The 18,661-nt window shown below is 41.5% G+C and carries 19 protein-coding genes; 14 read left to right on the top strand and 5 right to left on the bottom strand.

The features are described from left to right. Window positions 1-362: 362 nt before the first annotated feature. Entirely contained in the window at window positions 363-671 is a 309-nt protein-coding gene (locus tag DYE48_RS01210; protein WP_115822036.1) for an inner-membrane translocator, read from the bottom strand. 307 nt (window positions 672-978) lie between these two features. Here DYE48_RS01210 and DYE48_RS01215 point away from each other — a divergent pair, with 307 nt between their 5' ends. Next, a complete protein-coding gene (locus DYE48_RS01215) occupies window positions 979-1,653 on the top strand; it encodes a RibD family protein (protein ID WP_167449417.1) in 675 nt (224 codons plus the stop codon). Between the two features lie 3 nt (window positions 1,654-1,656). Beyond that, window positions 1,657-2,064 (top strand): aminotransferase class I/II-fold pyridoxal phosphate-dependent enzyme, encoded by a 408-nt coding sequence (locus DYE48_RS01220; RefSeq protein WP_115822038.1) that lies wholly within the window; start codon window positions 1,657-1,659, stop codon window positions 2,062-2,064. A gap of 644 nt (window positions 2,065-2,708) precedes the next feature. Here DYE48_RS01220 and DYE48_RS01230 read toward each other — a convergent pair. Then, window positions 2,709-3,155: a hypothetical protein gene (locus tag DYE48_RS01230; RefSeq protein ID WP_244199342.1), complete on the bottom strand. Its 447-nt coding sequence runs from the start codon at window positions 3,153-3,155 to the stop codon at window positions 2,709-2,711. A 183-nt stretch (window positions 3,156-3,338) separates the two neighbouring features. Between DYE48_RS01230 and DYE48_RS01235 the strand changes: the two genes are divergently transcribed. From DYE48_RS01235 to DYE48_RS01255, 5 genes are all read left to right on the top strand, one after another. Next, entirely contained in the window at window positions 3,339-3,596 is a 258-nt protein-coding gene (locus DYE48_RS01235) for a hypothetical protein (protein WP_115822040.1), read from the top strand. A 477-nt stretch (window positions 3,597-4,073) separates the two neighbouring features. After that, window positions 4,074-4,262, top strand: a complete 189-nt coding sequence (locus DYE48_RS20990) for a hypothetical protein (RefSeq protein ID WP_147299261.1) — start codon at window positions 4,074-4,076, stop codon at window positions 4,260-4,262. A 269-nt stretch (window positions 4,263-4,531) separates the two neighbouring features. Next, complete coding sequence (locus DYE48_RS01245) at window positions 4,532-5,536, top strand: DUF3231 family protein (RefSeq protein ID WP_115822042.1); 1,005 nt, start codon at window positions 4,532-4,534, stop codon at window positions 5,534-5,536. Window positions 5,537-5,579: 43 nt separating this feature from the next. Further along, on the top strand, window positions 5,580-6,071 hold the full coding sequence (locus DYE48_RS01250) for a hypothetical protein (protein WP_115822043.1): 492 nt from the start codon (window positions 5,580-5,582) through the stop codon (window positions 6,069-6,071). A 205-nt stretch (window positions 6,072-6,276) separates the two neighbouring features. Then, window positions 6,277-7,161: an NAD(P)-dependent oxidoreductase gene (locus DYE48_RS01255; protein WP_115822044.1), complete on the top strand. Its 885-nt coding sequence runs from the start codon at window positions 6,277-6,279 to the stop codon at window positions 7,159-7,161. Between the two features lie 25 nt (window positions 7,162-7,186). Here the strand turns inward: DYE48_RS01255 and DYE48_RS01260 are convergent, their stop codons facing one another. Further along, entirely contained in the window at window positions 7,187-7,780 is a 594-nt protein-coding gene (locus tag DYE48_RS01260; protein ID WP_115822045.1) for a TetR/AcrR family transcriptional regulator, read from the bottom strand. Window positions 7,781-7,946: 166 nt separating this feature from the next. Between DYE48_RS01260 and DYE48_RS01265 the strand changes: the two genes are divergently transcribed. From DYE48_RS01265 to DYE48_RS21455, 6 genes are all read left to right on the top strand, one after another. Next, window positions 7,947-8,942: an NADPH:quinone oxidoreductase family protein gene (locus DYE48_RS01265; RefSeq protein WP_115822046.1), complete on the top strand. Its 996-nt coding sequence runs from the start codon at window positions 7,947-7,949 to the stop codon at window positions 8,940-8,942. A 186-nt stretch (window positions 8,943-9,128) separates the two neighbouring features. After that, window positions 9,129-9,512 (top strand): nuclear transport factor 2 family protein, encoded by a 384-nt coding sequence (locus tag DYE48_RS01270; RefSeq protein ID WP_115822047.1) that lies wholly within the window; start codon window positions 9,129-9,131, stop codon window positions 9,510-9,512. 70 nt (window positions 9,513-9,582) lie between these two features. Then, window positions 9,583-10,743, top strand: a complete 1,161-nt coding sequence (locus DYE48_RS01275; RefSeq protein ID WP_115822048.1) for a winged helix-turn-helix domain-containing protein — start codon at window positions 9,583-9,585, stop codon at window positions 10,741-10,743. Window positions 10,744-10,799: 56 nt separating this feature from the next. Next, complete coding sequence (locus tag DYE48_RS01280) at window positions 10,800-12,074, top strand: MFS transporter (protein ID WP_167449419.1); 1,275 nt, start codon at window positions 10,800-10,802, stop codon at window positions 12,072-12,074. Between the two features lie 163 nt (window positions 12,075-12,237). Continuing rightward, window positions 12,238-14,169 carry a fructose-1,6-bisphosphatase gene (locus DYE48_RS01285; protein ID WP_115822050.1) on the top strand — a complete coding sequence of 644 codons (1,932 nt, stop codon included), beginning with the start codon at window positions 12,238-12,240 and terminating at the stop codon, window positions 14,167-14,169. Between the two features lie 25 nt (window positions 14,170-14,194). Then, on the top strand, window positions 14,195-14,320 hold the full coding sequence (locus DYE48_RS21455; protein WP_279629289.1) for a hypothetical protein: 126 nt from the start codon (window positions 14,195-14,197) through the stop codon (window positions 14,318-14,320). Here the strand turns inward: DYE48_RS21455 and DYE48_RS21570 are convergent. Together DYE48_RS21570 and DYE48_RS01295 are read right to left on the bottom strand one after the other, a co-directional pair. Further along, complete coding sequence (locus DYE48_RS21570) at window positions 14,285-14,467, bottom strand: YjcZ family sporulation protein (RefSeq protein WP_089650981.1); 183 nt, start codon at window positions 14,465-14,467, stop codon at window positions 14,285-14,287. The genes DYE48_RS21455 and DYE48_RS21570 overlap by 36 nt on opposite strands. A gap of 117 nt (window positions 14,468-14,584) precedes the next feature. Continuing rightward, window positions 14,585-15,421, bottom strand: coding sequence for a protein-glutamine gamma-glutamyltransferase (locus tag DYE48_RS01295; protein WP_115822051.1), 837 nt, complete (start codon window positions 15,419-15,421; stop codon window positions 14,585-14,587). Window positions 15,422-15,919: 498 nt separating this feature from the next. Here DYE48_RS01295 and DYE48_RS01300 point away from each other — a divergent pair, with 498 nt between their 5' ends. After that, window positions 15,920-18,532, top strand: a complete 2,613-nt coding sequence (locus tag DYE48_RS01300) for a glycoside hydrolase family 31 protein (RefSeq protein WP_244199343.1) — start codon at window positions 15,920-15,922, stop codon at window positions 18,530-18,532. The last annotated feature ends 129 nt before the right edge of the window (window positions 18,533-18,661 follow it).

An 18,661-nucleotide genomic window follows, 5' to 3' on the forward strand; every position in this document is an offset into this window, starting at 1 on the left:
AAATGTAGTCTAACCTTCAGTTTATCCATTATGTAACTATATATGTATGATGAAGTTGTGGTTTATCTAAACGGAAAAGACAATGGATCCTAAGCACTTTGAAAGAAGGTGGTATTCAAGGTCTAGTTAACTCTTATTCAGGTGAAAAGAATAAAAAGGAATTTTGATTAGAGTGTAAAATGGAGTTTAAGTCGTCTTACGAGAATATGGAGGAGATTAGGAATTTAATAAAAAGTATCCATCCATATGAGGAGCCTGTAATAAATGTTGAAGTCATTTTGTATGGGTAATATCATCACTAAACTTAAACATAGCCAAAAAACCGACGATCTCATTAAGAGATGGTCGGTTTTGGGGTTATCTTATGCTTGAGTATTCTTTTTAGTCAATCGTTTTCCGATGGTTACGGCAAGCCCTGCAAGGAAAAGAAGTAATCCATTGCCTACGATAACAAGACCTACGAATGCTCCATACATCGCTCCTCCTGCGCCACTCGACGGTATTAGAATGGCACCTGTTAAAAAGCCAAGTATAACACCCGCAATTGCCAGTAGAAGACCGGAACCCCATAAATGTAAACGTCCATTTCTATACCACTTAATGGTGTAAACGTTTACCAGGATTAAAAAAATAAAAAGAAGTATAGTAAGAGCTCCATCCAAATCCTTCATGCAGTCCCTCCTAAAATAAATTCTTATGTTTAATATATGGCATATTGGAATATTTTACAAAAAATATTTGTTCTGCCCTAAATGATCAGATACGCATGCCGCATAAGAATATTCTTCAGATTATCTTGATTTAATGTCTTAATGAAACGGGGGCGATTGATAAATTTGTATGTTCGGCATTTAACTAAATTCCGCATTTAACTAACGAGCTTTATATCGTAGGAAAAAGAAAATTGTAAAAAACACTGACATTATTTTTTGGAATACATTACCATTATGAGTACAACAGTGAAAGGAGTGACTGGTATTGAAAAAACCCGAAGTAGTCTTAAATGTCTTTTCTTCGATCGATGGGAAAATTACAACTACTCCGAAAAGGGATGTAGCGGAATGGACAGCAGCAGGTATTGATGGAGAAGCCCACGAAGTAACGCATCAACTATACGATGAGTTAGACTGTGATGGTTTAGTTTCAGGTAGCGAAAGTTTAATCGTATGGGGCGCGAATGGTGTAGAGCTGGAGAAGCCCATTTATGAGCCGAAAAAATCAAAAGCTTATATTGTATTTGATGGTCGAGGGCGCATTGATTGGTATCAAACGGAGGGGTTATTAGTAGTTACTAGGGAAGATGTTTCAGAAAAGTATATTCAACAATTAGAAGAGAAGGGTATTACCTATATTTCAGCAGGCACCGGTGCTCACATAAATTTACCTCTAGCTCTACATAAATTATACGAATTAGGATATAAAAAATTGGGTCTTAGCGGTGGCGGAGTAATAAATGGAGCGTTCTTAAGGCAAGGTCTAATAGATGAAATAAGTTTAGTTATTGCCCCTTTAGCGATAGGAGGTACTACTACACCCTCGATCTTCGATTCAGAGAACTTGAAAGAATTAAATGATGTGACCAGGATCGAACTAAAAAATATGAAAACTGTTGGTAATGGATCAATTTGGCTTCACTATAAAGTAATGAAATAAAAAATGAGAAGGCTTATCGATTATACAAGAAACTGGGATATTCAAATACGAGAATCTCGATGGAGAAAGGCAGATGCAGATGGTATGTCAGCCGGTGACCTCGATAAAATATGTTCTAAAACAAATATTCATGGGGTTTTTCTAATGCCGTCTGGTTGTAATCCGACAGCACATATGATTTCTGATCATAGAAAAAAGGAACTCGCGGAGGTCATTAAAAAGCACCGGCTCATTCTCATAGAGGACGAGATTAACGCATTATTCATTGCGGAGGAACTGGATGATTACAAGCAACCCATGTTTAATTTATTGCCTGAGCAAACCGTTTATATTAACAGTACATCGAAGACCATCTGCTCCGGGTTGAGGGTAGCCTACATGATATTTGGGGAAAGTCTGTCTAAAAAATAGTGGGCATTTATAATATAAATACAAAACCCTCTTCTCTTGATATAGAGGTTGTTTCACAACTGATTCTTACAGGGAAAGCTCATTCTATTTTCAAACAAAAAAAGTCGTTACTAAAAGAAGCGAATGAAATATATAACTCCTATTTTCCTATAAGTAATGAATACGAAAACCCGTTAAGTTACTTTCGTCGGCTGCCAATTCATAGTAAAGCACCCGGCCTTCAAGTGGAGGAAGAAATAAAAAAGAAGCAAGTTTATGTTTTTCATTCAGATCGGTTTATCAGTGGTGGACAAACTTCCGATAATAAGTACCTGAGAATTTCTATGGCTGCCACAAATTCCTTTGAAGAATTGAAGGAGGGTTTAGACAGACTTAAAATCCATCTTGGCCATCTGGATTAGTTTATTTACTTTATACTTTCTAAGTAGGGGCGAAAATATTGGCTTTTTTAAAATTATTACGAAGATATAGTGAAAGAGGAGAAGGCTATTAACTTCAAGGCTCTTTCAGTAAACGAAGCAATTAAGGTATATCATAATAACGACCAACCTACCCTATTTATGGTGTGGAACTAAACAGAAGCTCAGGAGGGATCTCTCAACCTTTCTGAGCTTCTGCTTTATTTCAGTATTTGTTTGGAATAATTATTTTTCCGTTCGCAGTGCCTGCAAAAGAATCTTTTTATGCTGAGGGACCAATCCTTTTAATTGGTCTACAGTACAACACCCCGTAAAGTATTGAATCACGAGACCATCAACGAAAGCGATTAGTATAGAAGCGCCTTGACCGTCTTGAATAACTGGGTATTCTTTGTAAGAGTCAAGCTCTTCCAATTTTTCCTGCACATGATCGACCATTTCATTGAAAGCACCACTAAAGGTCGTTTCATAGATTTCACCTTGAGTGTAACGGCTCATCACAGCTTTGATTGTTTCTATATTTTGATCATTATAATCCCAGGAATCGTATAAAAATTGTTCAACGAATGCATCTACACTCTTGGCTTTATTACCTCTGACTGCTTTTACATAATCATCCTCCAGCCCTTTCAATAACTCGTCCATATTTCTATGTGAAATTCGATGTTCCATTTGATGCATCCTCCTCATGTGGTTTTACTATTCTTTTCCTACCCCTCACAATCATCTATTACTCATTTTTTCTAAAACTCTTCCTTATAATTTCGGTATGATTAATGATCCTCTCCAACGTTAACGCTGGGCTATTTACATTGGCAGTTGATGGTATAATGGCGAAAAAGAGGGGGTGCACGGATGAGTGAAGAAAAAAAGGTAACGTTTATGCTGCCCGATCAACAAAAACAGGCATCGATCGCAGATACTACAAGCGAAAAGTATTTAGAATTTCTACCGGATGAACTGACGGAACTGGTCAATTCTTTTAACGGCTTTGAGCTTGATACGATTGAATTACACGTGACAGGGGCCCTTGATTCTGGAGGAGCGACCAAGCTGTTTGTAGATTTTTCAGGAGAAGCAGGCATGAAGTTTACGTTGAAGAAAAAGAACTAGAAAAAAGAATAAAGGAGAAAGTAGGGGCGTCTCTTCCTTTATCTAAACGTGATTATTTATGAGGATCTCTGCCTTTTGCCTATGTGGTAACAGACTTGGGACAGGCACCGAAATAACAGTTTTCACCAAGTTATCTCCATGATGCCTTTTTAAGTATAGGACCGGGTATTCGTTTTGATCGATTTCTTTACTCTTATTCATATACTAATTAATACGCCAGTTTCCAAAGGAGAAAACAGAGGTGGTTAAGGGTGTTAGGTTCTTCTTATTTATGAGTGACTTGCGAAAGAAAAACAAATGGTGCTGATTAATCTTGAAATAAAAACTTTAGCTGAAGAGGGCGATTCTTCCATCAGGGAGGATCACCCTTTTTATTTGATTGGGAAAGTTTGTGAGGTCATTTTTGAGGTAATAGAAGCTCTAAGCGTCCAGGGTATGTTTTCTATCCATAAGGGCTTGATAAAGGGGGGTGTTCATTTGGTGAAATGGAAGTTAATTTTCTATCCGATCATTGCTGGACTACTAGGCGTGATGTTTACGTATATGTTGGACGGATTTACAGTCGATTGGCCGTCTTTTATCGGAATTTTTATAGGAGTTTCAATAAGTCAGTTCATTTTTATGTTTTGGCGTAAAAACGATAACAGTTATTCAGATAGAAAGTAGTTTTGTTTTTAATGTTCTATTTACATAAATAGTAGGTATTAAAGTACTATGATAAGGAGACAAACCCATATAATGAATTTATTCTGCCTGAAGGAAATGCTGCTCATGCATACTCTCGTGTTATACATGTGATTGATCGTCTCGTTTGAGTGTTTTTATCTAACAAATTTCTTAACGTTTACAGGTAAACGTTAGAAACTTAAAGTCACTTGAACAATTATCTATATAAAACCTTCTCACTTTGGACAAAATGAGAAAGAGGTGATGATATGGATAAAGATGAATTAAAACTCACATCTGCTGAAATAGGAACATTATGGGGGCAGTACGTAAATGGAACGGCCATTGATATTGTAAATAAATATATGCTGTCCACCATAGAAGATGAGGAGATTAAAGTAATCTTTGAAGATGCAATAAAAATTTCTGATAATCAAAAGCAGCAAATAGCACGGTTTATTGAAAATGATGGATTCCCAATTCCCGTTGGATTTTCAGAATCCGACCTTAATGAAGGTACCAATCGATTGTTTTCTGACATCTTCTGTTTACACTATTTGCATATTATGACGTTACACGGTTTAATTGGCCATACGACATCACTTAGTTCTTCTGTTAGAAAGGATCTCAGACATTTTTATGAATCATGCAGTAATGATGCTATGACCATGTATCAGCGAACGACTGACTTACTATTGAAGAAGGGGCATTTTCAGAGGGATCCTTACTTTTACCCTGATAAAAAACCTGAATTTGTTTCAGGTCACTCTTTTATTCATGGATTTTCAAGTGATAAACGCCCTTTAGCTGCAACAGAAATCGTTGCTCTATCCCTTAATATAAAGAAAAAAATATTGGAAAAGTCACTTTCTATAGGATTTAGCCAAGTGGCCCAATCAAAAGAGGTTAGAAAATTTTTAGAGAGTATGCAAAATGAATCCAACAAACAAATTCAATCATTAGGTAATATCTTAAAAGGAGATAACTTACCTGTTCCAATGTCATGGGAGTCAGAGGTTACTTCTTCACAGGATTCGCCCTTTTCTGACAAGTTAATGTTGTACCACATGGGTTTCTTATTACAATCTGCCCAATCCTACCATGGTTCAGGTCTGGCATCAGCAATGCGAGTAGATCTCGTAACCACTTATGAAAAAATCATAGTAAAAAATATAATGATTACAAAAGAGTGGTTTAATTTAATGACCAAAAATAATTGGTTGGAACAGCCACCACTTGCCCCAAATAGAAAGGAAATAGCAAAAGATAAGTAAATAGAGCTGGTGATAGAAAAGGCTTAGCAAATTAGGTGAAGTTATGGGAATTGGTAATTCTGAAAAAAGTAAGAAATTAGAAGTTTTATTATGGAGTATTGCTTTGCCGGGCTTTGGACAATTGTTAAATGGAAAATATATAAAAGGATTATTCCTGGTCATCTTAGAAATCCTGGTTAATATCATGGGAAACTTTAATAAAATCATTATTTTAAGTTTTAATTTTAAGATTGAAGAAGCAATCGCTGAAACCAATTATTTGTGGCTCATGTTTTATCCGTGTTTATACTTCTTTTCTATTTGGGATGCATATAAGGATGCGGGTGGGGGAATGGACAAACCCTTTGCCTATTTGCCTCTTGTATTCTCGGCCTATTTTGTAACAACAGGCCTAATATTTTCATCCGAATTCACATTTTTTGGGTACTTATTTGGCCCGATATGGCTACCTATGTTATTTTTGCCGATTGGCTTAGGGATAGGGGTGATCATAAGGCGGGTATTGTTAAAAAAATATACAAAGGAAACCATATAAACATTCACTCTCTTGATGGTAAAATTTCAGTTTCGAGTTTGTGACAAAAGAGAGGTAAGTGGAAGCGGAGAAATCAACGCCTGCTTAAAAAAGATCAGTCTTATAGGGACAACTATTTCTCCTTAAGAATCGTGGGTTTCACTTCTATATAGAGTACTGAAGTTGCTATACTTGAGACAACTCTATTTATGAAGGGGAGAGGCAGATGACGAAACAAACCATTGGGTTCATCGGCGCAGGTGTGATGGGGAAAAGCATGGCACGCAACTTGAGGAAGGCTGGATATGAGCTGAACGTCTTTACGCGTACGAAAGAAAAAGCGACTGACCTTTTAGCCGAAGGGGCGAACTGGAAGGAAAGTGTGGCCGCTTTATCGGTGAATTCCGATATCATCATTACGATTGTCGGATATCCAAGCGATGTGAAAGAAGTGTATTTCGGTGGCGAGGGGATTTTAGAAAATGCCAAGCCTGGTTCCTATGTCATCGATATGACGACGTCGTCACCTGACTTGGCACAGGAGATCGCCGAAAAAGCCGAAGCGGCGGATATTTATGCGTATGATGCTCCTGTATCCGGTGGGGACGTTGGAGCAAGAAATGGGAAGCTTACCATCATGGTCGGCGGCAATGAGGAGCTGTTTGACGATATCCTTCCAGTTTTCCAAGCGATGGGTGAGAACATCGTCCTCCAGGGCGAAGCGGGAGCCGGTCAGCATACGAAAATGAGTAACCAAATTGCGATTGCATCTGGCATGATGGGCGTTTGTGAGGCCATTACATATGCCGAAAAAGCCGGCCTTGATCCGAAAAAAGTGTTAAGCAGTATTGAATTCGGTGCTGCTGGTAGCTGGTCGTTGTCTAATCTTGGACCTCGAATGATTGACGGGAACTTTGATCCAGGGTTTTATGTGAAGCATTTTATAAAAGATATGAAGATCGCCATTGATTCAGCGGAGAACATGCAGATCCCGGTTCCTGGTTTGAAACTTGCCAAACAGTTATATGAGGAATTGAGTGAAGCTGGTGGAGATAATGATGGGACGCAGGCGTTGTATAAGTACTATCAAATGATGACACCTGTCTCATAGAAAAAAGCGACCGTGAGCGGTCGCTTTATTTTTTGTATTGAAGGATTTTTAGTATGGACTCGAAACAGGTGGTCCGGTAATAGTCGTGCAGTTGAGCGTCGTCTCTCATCAACCATTGAATCAAGCTCCCATCAATCATAGAGCGGATGCTGATGGCCGCTTGTTCCACATCACCGACTTCAAAGATCTCTTCTTCCTGCCCTTGATGGATGATTTCTCTGCCGATGGACCAACAGTTTTCGTAAAATTTTTGGTTGATCTCTTTATACGAATCGTTATTTTTCACTTGGGATAAAAAGTCCAGGTACACACGATAGAAGTTTTTATTTTCTTCTGGACTGATGAACACACGGTTTATATAGGCTTCAAGCTTCCCAATGGCTGTTTCCTTCTCACTGATGGATGCGGCTTCTTTTTCATAGATGCGTGTCGTAATCCATTCAAACAATTGCGTGAAAACATCGGATTTATTTTTAAAATAATAGTTGGTGACCCCTTTGCTGACATCCGCATAATCGGCGATGTCCTGTAAGGTGACGGATTCATAGCCTTTTTCAGTTGCGGCTTGGAAGGCGGCTTTCAATATCTGCTTACGTCTCTGTTCTGCTTTTTTTGCCATATTCAATACAACCTCCATAGGATATTCCTTTCCATTATACAAGAAATGGGGGAAGTACACGAATGTTTTATACTGACTGGTCAAAATAAATTGACCAGTCAGTATAAAATGATTTATGATAGATTCATAAGCTATTAAATGACTATTCGGAAGGGGAAATGTACCGATGACCAAAGAATTCAAAGCTTTAGTGGTGAACAAGACGGACGAAGATTTTTCAGTGAATGTAGAATCTTTATCTTTCAATGATCTGCCAGAAGGGGATGTGACGATTCGTGTCCACTATTCCAGCGTCAACTATAAAGATGGATTAGCAAGTATTCCGAACGGAAAAATTGTTCAATCGTATCCTTTTGTACCTGGCATCGATCTTGCCGGGACGGTTGTTTCATCGGATGATGACCGCTATCAAGAGGGGGACGAAGTGGTTGTCACGAGCTACGAATTAGGTGTTTCTCATTATGGTGGATACAGCGAATACGCTCGAGTGCCAGGGGATTGGGTTGTACCATTGCCGGAGAATATGTCCTTGAAGGAAGCGATGGCGTTTGGTACGGCAGGATTCACGGCAGCGCTTTCTGTCCACCGCCTCGAAGAAAGCGGCGTCACACCGGAAGACGGAACGATTCTTGTAACTGGAGCTACAGGTGGTGTCGGCAGTATGGCTGTTTCAATGCTCGCAAAACGTGGATACCATGTGACGGCCAGTACAGGAAAAGAGTCGGAACACGAATATTTGAAGACGTTAGGTGCAGAAGAAATCATTTCCCGGGAAGAGGTGACACCAGAGAAAATCCGCCCGATCGGCAAGCAGAAGTGGGCAGGTGTAGTTGATCCCGTAGGAGGAAAAACATTGGCTTCTGTCCTCAGTAACACGAAATACGGTGGTGCTGTTGCTGTAAGTGGTTTGACGGCTGGAGTTGAAGTGCCGACAACGGTGTTCCCTTTCATCCTTAGAGGTGTGAATCTGCTCGGTATTGATTCCGTTTATTGTCCTAAAGACTTGAGGGAGAAGTTATGGCAGCGGATGGCTGCGGATTTGAAGCCGGATGATTTAGGAGAAATTGAAAATGAAGTTTCTCTAAAAGAGCTTCCTGATACCTTGTCAGATATTCTACAAGGAAAAGTGAGAGGAAGAACGGTTGTGAACATCCTTTCATAAATGGCTAGCAGGGAGGCGTCTCCTTTTAAGCTTAGAAAAAGTAAAAGCATTCATCAAACCATGTGGAAAGCGTAACCTCTCAAGGGGTTACGTTTTTTTCATAAATCTTGAGTATTTTGAAAGCGTTTGAAATAATTGAAAGGTACATAACTAAATCGATGTAGTATGGATGAAAGGGTGTTTTATATGAGTTCTGCGTTATTGTCCAACAAAGAAAGAGCCGTTTCTTTTCTGAAGCAGGTGGCAGATGGAGAGGTAAGGGACGCTTATCAAACGTATATCTCTTCTGGTTTTTCCCATCACAACCCTTACTTCCGGGGGGATAAAGATTCACTGATGAGGGCAATGGAAGAGGACGCATCCAAGAACCCTCATAAGGCACTTGAGGTCCATCGTGTGATTGAAGAAAAAGATTTTGTTGTCGTCCATTCCCACATTAAACAAAACCCGGAAGACACGGGAGTAGCCGTAGTCCATATGATGCGTTTTGAAAACGGGAAAATCATTGAGTTGTGGGATATCGGCCAACCGATTCCAGAAGACACACCGAATGAAAATGGTGCTTTCTAGGTACGATTGTCGTTGTGTTGAGAGAAAGGAATGTTCAAGAGACTGAACCGCATAAGTGAAGGTGAAAGGTATGGAGAAATTAAAGTGGATCGATCATGAGCTGAAAGTGAAACATGGCGCAGAAGAAGTTCTTTTGCTTCCAAAAGAATATCAGTTGCTGCAACATTTATGGGAACGACCTTTTCAAGTGTTTTCCAGGGAGGAACTGCTTGATGCTGTATGGTCTCTGGAAAATCCGACGGACCGGACCGTCGATGACCATATTTACCGGCTCCGGAAAAAGCTGAGGCCGTTAGCCTCTCTCTTAAGCATCGCCACAGTCAGGGGGAAGGGGTATTTGTTGAAAGTGGATGAGCAAGTCCATCGGAGCCCCCTCGCTCAGGACCAGGATGTTGCCTCCAGTGCGAAAGTTCTTTTTCACAAATACCATCTCTACGGGCAGGGGAAAGCATTGAAGGTGCTTGAGGAAAACCAGGATATTTTCGGTTTTGAACTCGACGTTGAACACCAATGTTATCTTCACTTCATGAAGGGTGATTTTGAGTGGTTTCTGAAGGATGAACGTTCGTTTTGGGATACCTGTTACTATTTGATGCATATCTATTCGTACATTCAACCAGATAAAGAGAAAAGCCTGCACTATTTCACTAAAGCGCTGGCTGAAGAGAAGCTGCCCGGAGCCCATAGGACAGAAATAAGATTGTTGAACCGGTTGAGTCTCTTGATCTTCACGAAGAGGCTTCCTGAAGCAGAAACCCAGCTCACCGCATCAAAGAAAGAAATCGTTGATCGAGGATTACAAAACTTGTATCCTTTGACTCTTTTAACAGAACTCTACCTTGTATTCTTGCAAAACGATAAGCCGGCTATAGAGAAAAAGATGAAGGAAGTGGGAGAGACACTTGAGAAGTACCCTTTCTCTCGGGAACAAGCGACTTTTTTAATTATGCAGGGGATCCACTGCTTTTTGAATCATGAAGAAGACAAAGCGGATCGTTTCTTTCAAGAGGGATTTAAGCTTTTTAAGGAAGCCAAATATATTCCAGGACTTATGATCAGTCTGAACGTCATCCTCTTTTTCATCCATGAATTCCGATCAGAGAGTGATTTATTCTCTACATACAAGGAGATGTGGCAGGACCTTGCTTTTGAATACCGGTTTTCTGAGTTGAAGAGTCAGATCGAATACCAACTGGATGTTCATTTGAACAGAAAAAATAATACCCTCTGATACTCCTCTGATATTTCTCCGTTATGCTTTTTAAAAGAGAACGGGGAGGTATTAAAATGAAACATTCATTTTGGAGAAACAGGAATTTTGTTACGTTCTTTTCAGCCAATGCGTTGTCCAATTTGGGGAATTGGTTTGACTTTGTGGCTGTGTTGATTTTATTTCGATATACGTGGCAGGCGGATCCTTTACTGATTGCGTTGATCCCTGTCATGTACGCGATTCCCAGCATATTACTTGGCCAGTTTGCTGGTGTTTTTGCAGATCGTAAGGATAAGCTGAAGATCCTCGTCTATTCCGATTGGGTCCGAGGTGTCCTGACGCTGGTGCTCGTTTTCACTCCTTTCCCATTTCTTGCACTGGCATTAATTTTCCTGAGGAATACGGCGGGGGCGATCAGTCTACCTGCCCAGCAGGGACTGGTGAGAAGGATTGTGGAGGAAGAGGACATCATGAAGGCGGTAACGATAAACGGCAGCTTGTTTCAACTCGTGAAAGTGGTGGGGCCTTTGATCGGCGGCTCCCTGACCGCTGCTTTCTCCCCCTCTTTTTCAATAGCGATCAATAGTGCTTCTTTTCTCCTTTCCGGAGTGATCCTTCTGTTCATTCGTCCAAAGAAGCAGGAGGAGGGTGAGCAGAAAGAAAAGCAAGGGGAAGATGTGGGGTTTTGGACATCGTGGAAGGAAGGCTGGAGCTTCGTATTGAAAAGCCGGATTCTGACGGCCAGCCTCTTATACGGTATCGTCACCACTTTGACCATCCAGATGATTGATGCCCAGTTCGTCACCTTATTCAGTGAGGTCTTTCCTGAAAGAGCGGAGCTGACCGGCTGGGTCATTTCCGCGATCGGGATCGGTTCGCTCCTCGTTGTACTTGCCCTGAACAAATTGGATGGTATCAAAAAATACGGATGGTTTTTCGGCACAGCGAGCCTGCTCATTGGTGTCATGACCGGCGGGTTCGGCTTTCTGAATGCCTCGACCTTCCTCTTTGTAGTCATCGGGCTTGCTCTGTTAGGAGGCATAGGAAATGGCCTCGCCTTTACTGCCGTCAATTATTTGATTCAAAAAGAGCCTCCAAAAGAAGCCATTGGGAGGGTATCCGGCATTGTGGATTCCACCTTGAGTCTGTTGTTTATCATCGGTCCGCTTCTTGGTGGTCTATTCATTCATCAGTTCGGTGTAGCGACGGCTTTTAAAATCATCGGCTTCAGCTTAGTAGGTGTCGGTTCCTTGGGGATTGTCTTCCAGAACCTTATTTGGAGACGGTCCATCCCCCATGCGAATGAGCCTGTAAAGAGTAGAGAGGTGCAAGTGAATTCCAATGCTTAAATTCTTGTAGAGGGACTTCCGAAAGGGAAATCCCTCTTTTTTTATTAAAGAGTGTTGTTTTAGAAAGAATCCTTTGAAATAATTAAATGGAATAACAGGGCTTGTCAGAGAATTCGTCTTTAAAAAATGATCTCATGGTGAATTTTGAAAGGGGATACATACCTTGAATACAAAATACTTAGACTTACTTGCTCAAAAATACGATAGCGAAGAAAAAGTCGTCACTGAAATTATCAATCTGAAAGCGATCCTTAACCTGCCAAAAGGAACCGAGCACTTCGTCAGTGACCTTCATGGGGAATATCAAGCATTTCAACATGTGTTGAGAAATGGCTCAGGGAGAGTCAAAGAGAAAATCAGGGATCTTTTTGAAGATGAATTGACGGAGAAGGAATTGGATGAATTCGCGACACTCGTCTTTTATCCGGAAGAAAAAATCAAGCTGATCAAAAACGGTTTTGACAATAATGAAGAGCTGGAAAAGTGGTACACGCACACCATCGACCGGATGATCAAGCTCATTTCCTATGCTTCCTCCAAGTACACGCGTTGCAAATTGCGTAAAGCACTGCCGACGCAATTCGTTTATATCATAGAGGAACTTCTATATAAAACGGATGACATTACAAATAAAGAATCGTATTATAAAAAAATTGTTCAACAAGTTATTTCTCTTGGACAGGCGGACAAGCTCATCAGCGGTCTTGCCTACGCTACACAAAAACTGGTCGTGGACCACCTTCACGTCGTCGGGGATATTTATGACCGTGGGCCGGAGCCGGATAAAATCATGGAAACACTCATCCATTATCCGTCGGTCGATATCCAGTGGGGCAATCATGATGTTTTATGGATCGGTGCTTTTGCCGGATCGAAGGTGTGTCTCGCCAATATCCTACGCATTTGCGCCCGCTACAACAACTTGGAAATCATTGAAGATGCGTATGGCATCAATTTAAGGCCGCTGCTCAATCTTGCCGAGAAATATTATGGCGATCATGCTGCGTTCAGACCTAAGATCCATACCGATGACAAACCGTCGGATCATGAGCAGCTGCAGATTACGAAAATGCATCAGGCGATCGCGATGATCCAGTTCAAACTCGAGAGTTCGATCATTAAGAGGCGTCCGTACTTCAATATGTCTGAGCGTTTGCTGCTTGAAAAAGTGGATTATGACCGTGAAGAAATCACACTTCACGGGAAAACGTATCCTCTTGAAAATCCGTGCTTTGCAACGATCGATCCTGAAGACCCGAATCGTCTCCTGGAGGAAGAGGAGAAGGTGATTGAAAAGCTGCTCTTTTCCATCCAGCATTCGGAGAAGCTTGCAAGACATATGAAATTCCTTATGAAAAAGGGCAGTCTTTATTTGAAATACAACGGAAACTTGTTGATTCACGGGTGTATCCCGGTCGATGAAGAAGGAAATATGGAGAAAATGACGATTGAAGACAAGTCCTATGCCGGGCGTGAGCTGCTCGATATTTTTGAGCACTATCTACGTCATTCGTTTGCGAATCCAAAAGAAACGGATGATTTGGCGACAGATATGGTTTGGTATTTATGGACGGGGCAATATTCTTCTTTGTTCGGGAAAAGGGAAATGACGACGTTCGAGCGCTACTTCATCTCTGATAAAACCACACACAAAGAGAGAAAAAACCCATACTATTATTTGCGGGAAGATGAAGAAGTGTGCCGGAAAATTCTTGCTGAATTCGACTTGAATCCAGACCAGGGTCATATCATCAATGGACATACGCCGGTGAAAGAAATCGAGGGAGAAAACCCGATCAAAGCAGGAGGAAAGATGGTCGTCATCGACGGAGGGTTTTCGAAAGCCTATCAATCGACGACAGGAATTGCCGGCTATACCTTATTGTATAACTCTTTCGGCATGCAGCTTGTCGCCCATAAGCGCTTCAACTCGAAGGAGGAAGTCTTGCGGGATGGAACGGATGTTTTGTCTGTGAAGCGATTGGTAGATAAGGAGCTTGAGAGGAAGAAGGTTTTAGAGACGAATGTAGGGGAAGAACTGCTGCAGGAGATCTATATTTTGAACAGCTTGATGGAATACAAGTATATGAAATAAGTCTATGTAAAAAGGACGATGGCTCATGAACAGCCATCGTCCTTTTTTAGGTTTTCATCTTTGGCAGGCGGCCGTCCATGAGAAGTTTCATATGATGGACGGAATCAGCGATGGTTTACCACTTAATGCTGCAGCCGACAATGATCAATAGAATGAACAATACCACAATCAAAACAAAATTGTTTCGACGTGGACGACAGTGATACATAGGAGCGGACGGCATGTGAGGCATATTCGCACCCATATATGGCGCGTTTACATTTGCACCCATCGTGTACGGAGCATTAACATTTTCCATGTGAAAACATCCCTTTCGTTTTGTTTCTTTGTCACTATATTGTACTCGCCTAACAGAAAGTTGAGCCCGTCAACCTTAAAAATGGGTGCATGTCACGAGTACACAAAACAGGGATTTTCAATACTTAGGCTTATAGATCAGCTCATATAGGTATTGCCTGAACGATACTGATGTCTTGTTATGGTGAACGATAAATGGTCTCGTTTTATGAATCGTACGACCGGGCGAGAACCTGGCTAAAGGCTGGAATGAAGGACGGGTGATCAAGCCGGACAAATAAGCGGACTGCTGGCTGTCGGATTTTCTTTTTGTATTCAAACCTTCGATCATCTTTCCGTCCGTTCGGATGCTGAATCCATGCCCGAAAAACTCATCATTCCCGAGTGCTATCGCGTTGACGCCCCGGAACCATGGAGTGGTCGGATCCACATCAGGGTTGTTGAAATACACGACATCTCCGGGAATATAATGATTGGCAAAAAAAGAATACAACCCGAGATCATCGTCGGTGTGCCAGCTGTATAAGTAGAGGTTCGGAAAAAGTGTGTTAAAAGAAGAGGCGCCCATCGTTTTCAGGAGGCCGTTATAAAAGTTGATGACACAAGCGGTCGCACACTCGAATTTATACTTATCACTGTTTTTGAAAATATCTCGAAGGGCATCAGCCGGTGAGACTTGACGCTTTAATAAAAAACCGCCGGCTGTCGTGAGCTGCCAATAATCAGGGTTACAGCGTGCCGTTCGAAAAGTAGCAAAGGTTGACTCTCCGTCGTTCATTTCTTTCGCACTGGCTATGATGTTGTTTCTGCTTTTGACCTCAAATAAAAGCTCTTTTTCAGAAGAAAATGAGTAGACGTTCGGAGTCTTTTGTAAAGCTTCTATGATCGACGTTTCAGTTGGATCTGCTTTCCACGAATCACTTGGTTGAAACGGCATCCCGGATACCTGGATCATACGGATCGATCCTCCTTTACGAAGTGAAACATTTGTCCTTGTACCTATCCTATTCATGAGTGGAGGGGATGATGTGTGGAGGCTGGCCTTGTTATGGTGCCTGGCGCCCGCTCTGTTACATTTAGAGATGAGGACTAGGCACCGATTTTTGAGGACCGCGCACAAGATGTAAAAGTCCACTTAACATTATATTTACATACTAATAATGGGACTTTACACCTCATTTAGACATGGGCGTTCCTATACCGATGAGGGCTGATCCGTCCTCAATATGTCTTGACTTATGTAAATGGCATGTAAACGACTACCTACCATCAGCTTAGTTTTTAGTTGTTAAAATAAAAGGAAAAAAAGCTCTATGACGGGAAAACAATTCCAATATTTCCTCCTTATGACCTACGACAATCTGCTTTAGATATTGTTTGCGAATTATTCAGAAAATGAAATAAACTTTAAATGTGGAAGTTATTCCACGAAAACAAAAAAGAGGTGATTGCTTTGAAGAAGAAACAGAGAACGAAAAATGTGGGCAGAAGTTTAGCTACGATGACAGTAGCCACAACGCTTTTGCTCCCGTCTGTCATCCCGGAATCGAGTGTACAAGCGGTAGCGGATACCTACCCTGAAAAAGAACTGGACAAAGCTGCTGCGATGCAGCAAAAGCTTATGGTTCAGTCGGTACAAACCGTTGAGGATGGTGTGAAGATTGTCTTATCAGATAACTACAAGGCTCACATCAAACTGAAAACAGAAGACGTAGCTAAAATTTCGATCTTGCAGCAAGGAGAAGAAGAAAAAGAAACGGCTGCGATCACAGAAAACGACTGGGATACTCCAAATTTTGAAGTGGAAGAAAACGACGAGACCATTTCTGTTTCCACTGATGAGATCACCGTGAAAATTAGTAAAAAGCCATTTGGTATCAAGTTCTTGGACAGTGAAGGGAATGTCATTAACCAAGACAACCAGGAATATGGCGCTGGTTATGAAGAAGGAAAACCGTATGTGTTCAAAGACACGTCCAACGAGGAAGCTTTCTATGGTTTTGGAGAACAGGCGGGTGACCTGAACCGACGTGGAGACAGCATGGGTATGTGGAACAATGATGCTTATAATTATAAAGAAGATACAAAATACTTATATACGACGATTCCGTTTTTTATCGGGCTCAAAGATGAGAAAGCTTATGGAATCTTTTTCGATAATAGTCACCGCTCGTATTATGAGATGGCTAGTGAGAGCGATGATTACTACTACTTTTACGCAAATGACGGTCAATTGTCCTACTATTTCGCCTATGGCCCCGAAATACAGGATGTGTTGACGCGCTACAGTCAACTCACAGGGACGATGCAGCGACCTCCAAAATGGTCGATTGGACTTCACCAGAGTAAATGGGGATACGAAACAGCGGATGAGATCAAAGGAATTGTAGAGAAGTATCGCGAAAAAGATATCCCGCTTGATGGTGTCCACTTGGATATCGACCACATGGACGGCTACCGCAATTTCACTTGGGGAGAAGACTTCAGCGAAGACCCTGTCGCTTTCAACCAATGGCTGGAGGATAAAGGCGTGAGTTCTGTTGCTGTCAGTGACCCTGGTATTAAAGTGGATGAAGGTTACTACATGTATGATGAAGGTACGGCTAATAACTACTGGGCTACGAATCCGGATGGATCCCCTTATGTTGGAGAAGTATGGCCTGGAGATTCTGTCTTCCCTGATTTTGCTGAAGAAGATGTCCGTGATTGGTGGGCTGAGAGTCACCGTCGAATCTTTGATGCAGGGGTCGATGGCATTTGGAACGACATGAATGAACCTGCTGTTTTTGATACTCCTACAAAGACACAACCTCTAGATGTACAATACGGAGATATGCTGCACTCCGAATTCCACAACATGTTTGCTCATTACGAAGCGATGTCCTCAGACAAAGCCTTCGATATTTTAAAACCCAACAAGCGTCCGTTTGTTCTTACAAGGGATATGTACGCGGGATCTCAACGCTACAGCACACTGTGGACAGGTGATAACGAAAGCTCTTGGGAATCCATGCGTTTAGCTATTCCGATGAATAACAATGTCGGTTTATCAGGCGTACCATTTGTCGGGAATGATATTGGAGGGTTCGCTAAGCGTCCGAGCCCTGAACTATTCGCCCGTTGGATTGAATTCGGAGTCTTCGTTCCTTTCTCCCGTATTCATGCGGATAACGGAAGTACAGTAGCCTTCGACCCTGATGCTAAGGATATCCCAGGTCAGGAACCATGGCAGTATGGCGAAGAAGTAGAAGCCATCAGTAAAAAATATATTGAGCAGCGTTACAAGCTGATGCCGTACTTATATAATGCCTTCATAGAGGCTAGTGAAAACGGCACGCCTGTCCAACAGCCGCTCGTCTATCAGTTCCAGGAAGATGAAAACACATATGATATCAACCAACAGTTCATGTTCGGATCCTCTCTTATGGTGGCTCCTGTTGTAGAAGAGGGCGCGACATCAAGAGACGTCTATCTTCCTGAAGGAGAAACGTGGGTCGATTACTGGACAGGAGAAGAACATGAAGGCGGACAGACGATCAATCGAGAAGCTGACCTAGGCACGCTTCCTCTTTACGTCAAAAAAGGAGAAATCGTCCCTCATCGTAATGTACAAAAACATACAGGTGAGAAGCCTCTGGAGAATTTGATCCTTGATACCTATCTGGATGACGAGTCTTCTTATACGTTTATTGAAGACGATGGAGAAACGGAAGACTACAAAAATGGTGAATTTAATCAGACAGATTTTCATGTGAAGCGTAAAGGGAAACATGTAGAATTCACATCCAATCAAGAAGTCTCCAATTACGAGTCGGCTCTTGAAACTTACACATTGAAATTAAACAATGAAAATATGCCGAGAAAAGTCCAGGCTTCTTCCACGAAGTACAAAGAAGTAGATTCGGAAGAAGAAGTGAAGAATAACGAAAACACTTACTATTATGATGAAGAGAATGGAACGACGTTTGTTAACGTTCCTGTAGATGAAACGAAAAAAGTGAAGATTTTCTTCCATAATGATAAGAAAACATCAAAAGCTAAAGGCAAAGGGAAGAATAAAAATTAAGTAAAACTAGAAAGGTCCAGAGCACTAGTCTCCTGGGCCTTTCTTTTTTTTCTTGGTGCCTTCTTGGTGCCTGACCCCCACTCCGTTACAACTTTAGCGAAATGGGGGTCAGGCACCGATTACTTGTGT

This window comes from Halobacillus trueperi, assembly GCF_003386945.1.
GTDB lineage: Bacteria > Bacillota > Bacilli > Bacillales > Halobacillaceae > Halobacillus > Halobacillus aidingensis.

Coding starts and splice junctions, on each gene's coding strand:
- DYE48_RS01210 (WP_115822036.1), bottom strand. CDS start 671: ATGAAGGATTTGGATGGAGCTCTTACTATACTTCTTTTTATTTTTTTA.
- DYE48_RS01220 (WP_115822038.1), top strand. CDS start 1,657: ATGAGAAGGCTTATCGATTATACAAGAAACTGGGATATTCAAATACGA.
- DYE48_RS01230 (WP_244199342.1), bottom strand. CDS start 3,155: ATGGAACATCGAATTTCACATAGAAATATGGACGAGTTATTGAAAGGG.
- DYE48_RS01235 (WP_115822040.1), top strand. CDS start 3,339: ATGAGTGAAGAAAAAAAGGTAACGTTTATGCTGCCCGATCAACAAAAA.
- DYE48_RS01245 (WP_115822042.1), top strand. CDS start 4,532: ATGGATAAAGATGAATTAAAACTCACATCTGCTGAAATAGGAACATTA.
- DYE48_RS01250 (WP_115822043.1), top strand. CDS start 5,580: ATGGGAATTGGTAATTCTGAAAAAAGTAAGAAATTAGAAGTTTTATTA.
- DYE48_RS01255 (WP_115822044.1), top strand. CDS start 6,277: ATGACGAAACAAACCATTGGGTTCATCGGCGCAGGTGTGATGGGGAAA.
- DYE48_RS01260 (WP_115822045.1), bottom strand. CDS start 7,780: ATGGCAAAAAAAGCAGAACAGAGACGTAAGCAGATATTGAAAGCCGCC.
- DYE48_RS01265 (WP_115822046.1), top strand. CDS start 7,947: ATGACCAAAGAATTCAAAGCTTTAGTGGTGAACAAGACGGACGAAGAT.
- DYE48_RS01270 (WP_115822047.1), top strand. CDS start 9,129: ATGAGTTCTGCGTTATTGTCCAACAAAGAAAGAGCCGTTTCTTTTCTG.
- DYE48_RS01275 (WP_115822048.1), top strand. CDS start 9,583: ATGGAGAAATTAAAGTGGATCGATCATGAGCTGAAAGTGAAACATGGC.
- DYE48_RS01280 (WP_167449419.1), top strand. CDS start 10,800: ATGAAACATTCATTTTGGAGAAACAGGAATTTTGTTACGTTCTTTTCA.
- DYE48_RS21455 (WP_279629289.1), top strand. CDS start 14,195: ATGAACAGCCATCGTCCTTTTTTAGGTTTTCATCTTTGGCAGGCGGCC.
- DYE48_RS21570 (WP_089650981.1), bottom strand. CDS start 14,467: ATGGAAAATGTTAATGCTCCGTACACGATGGGTGCAAATGTAAACGCG.
- DYE48_RS01295 (WP_115822051.1), bottom strand. CDS start 15,421: ATGATCCAGGTATCCGGGATGCCGTTTCAACCAAGTGATTCGTGGAAA.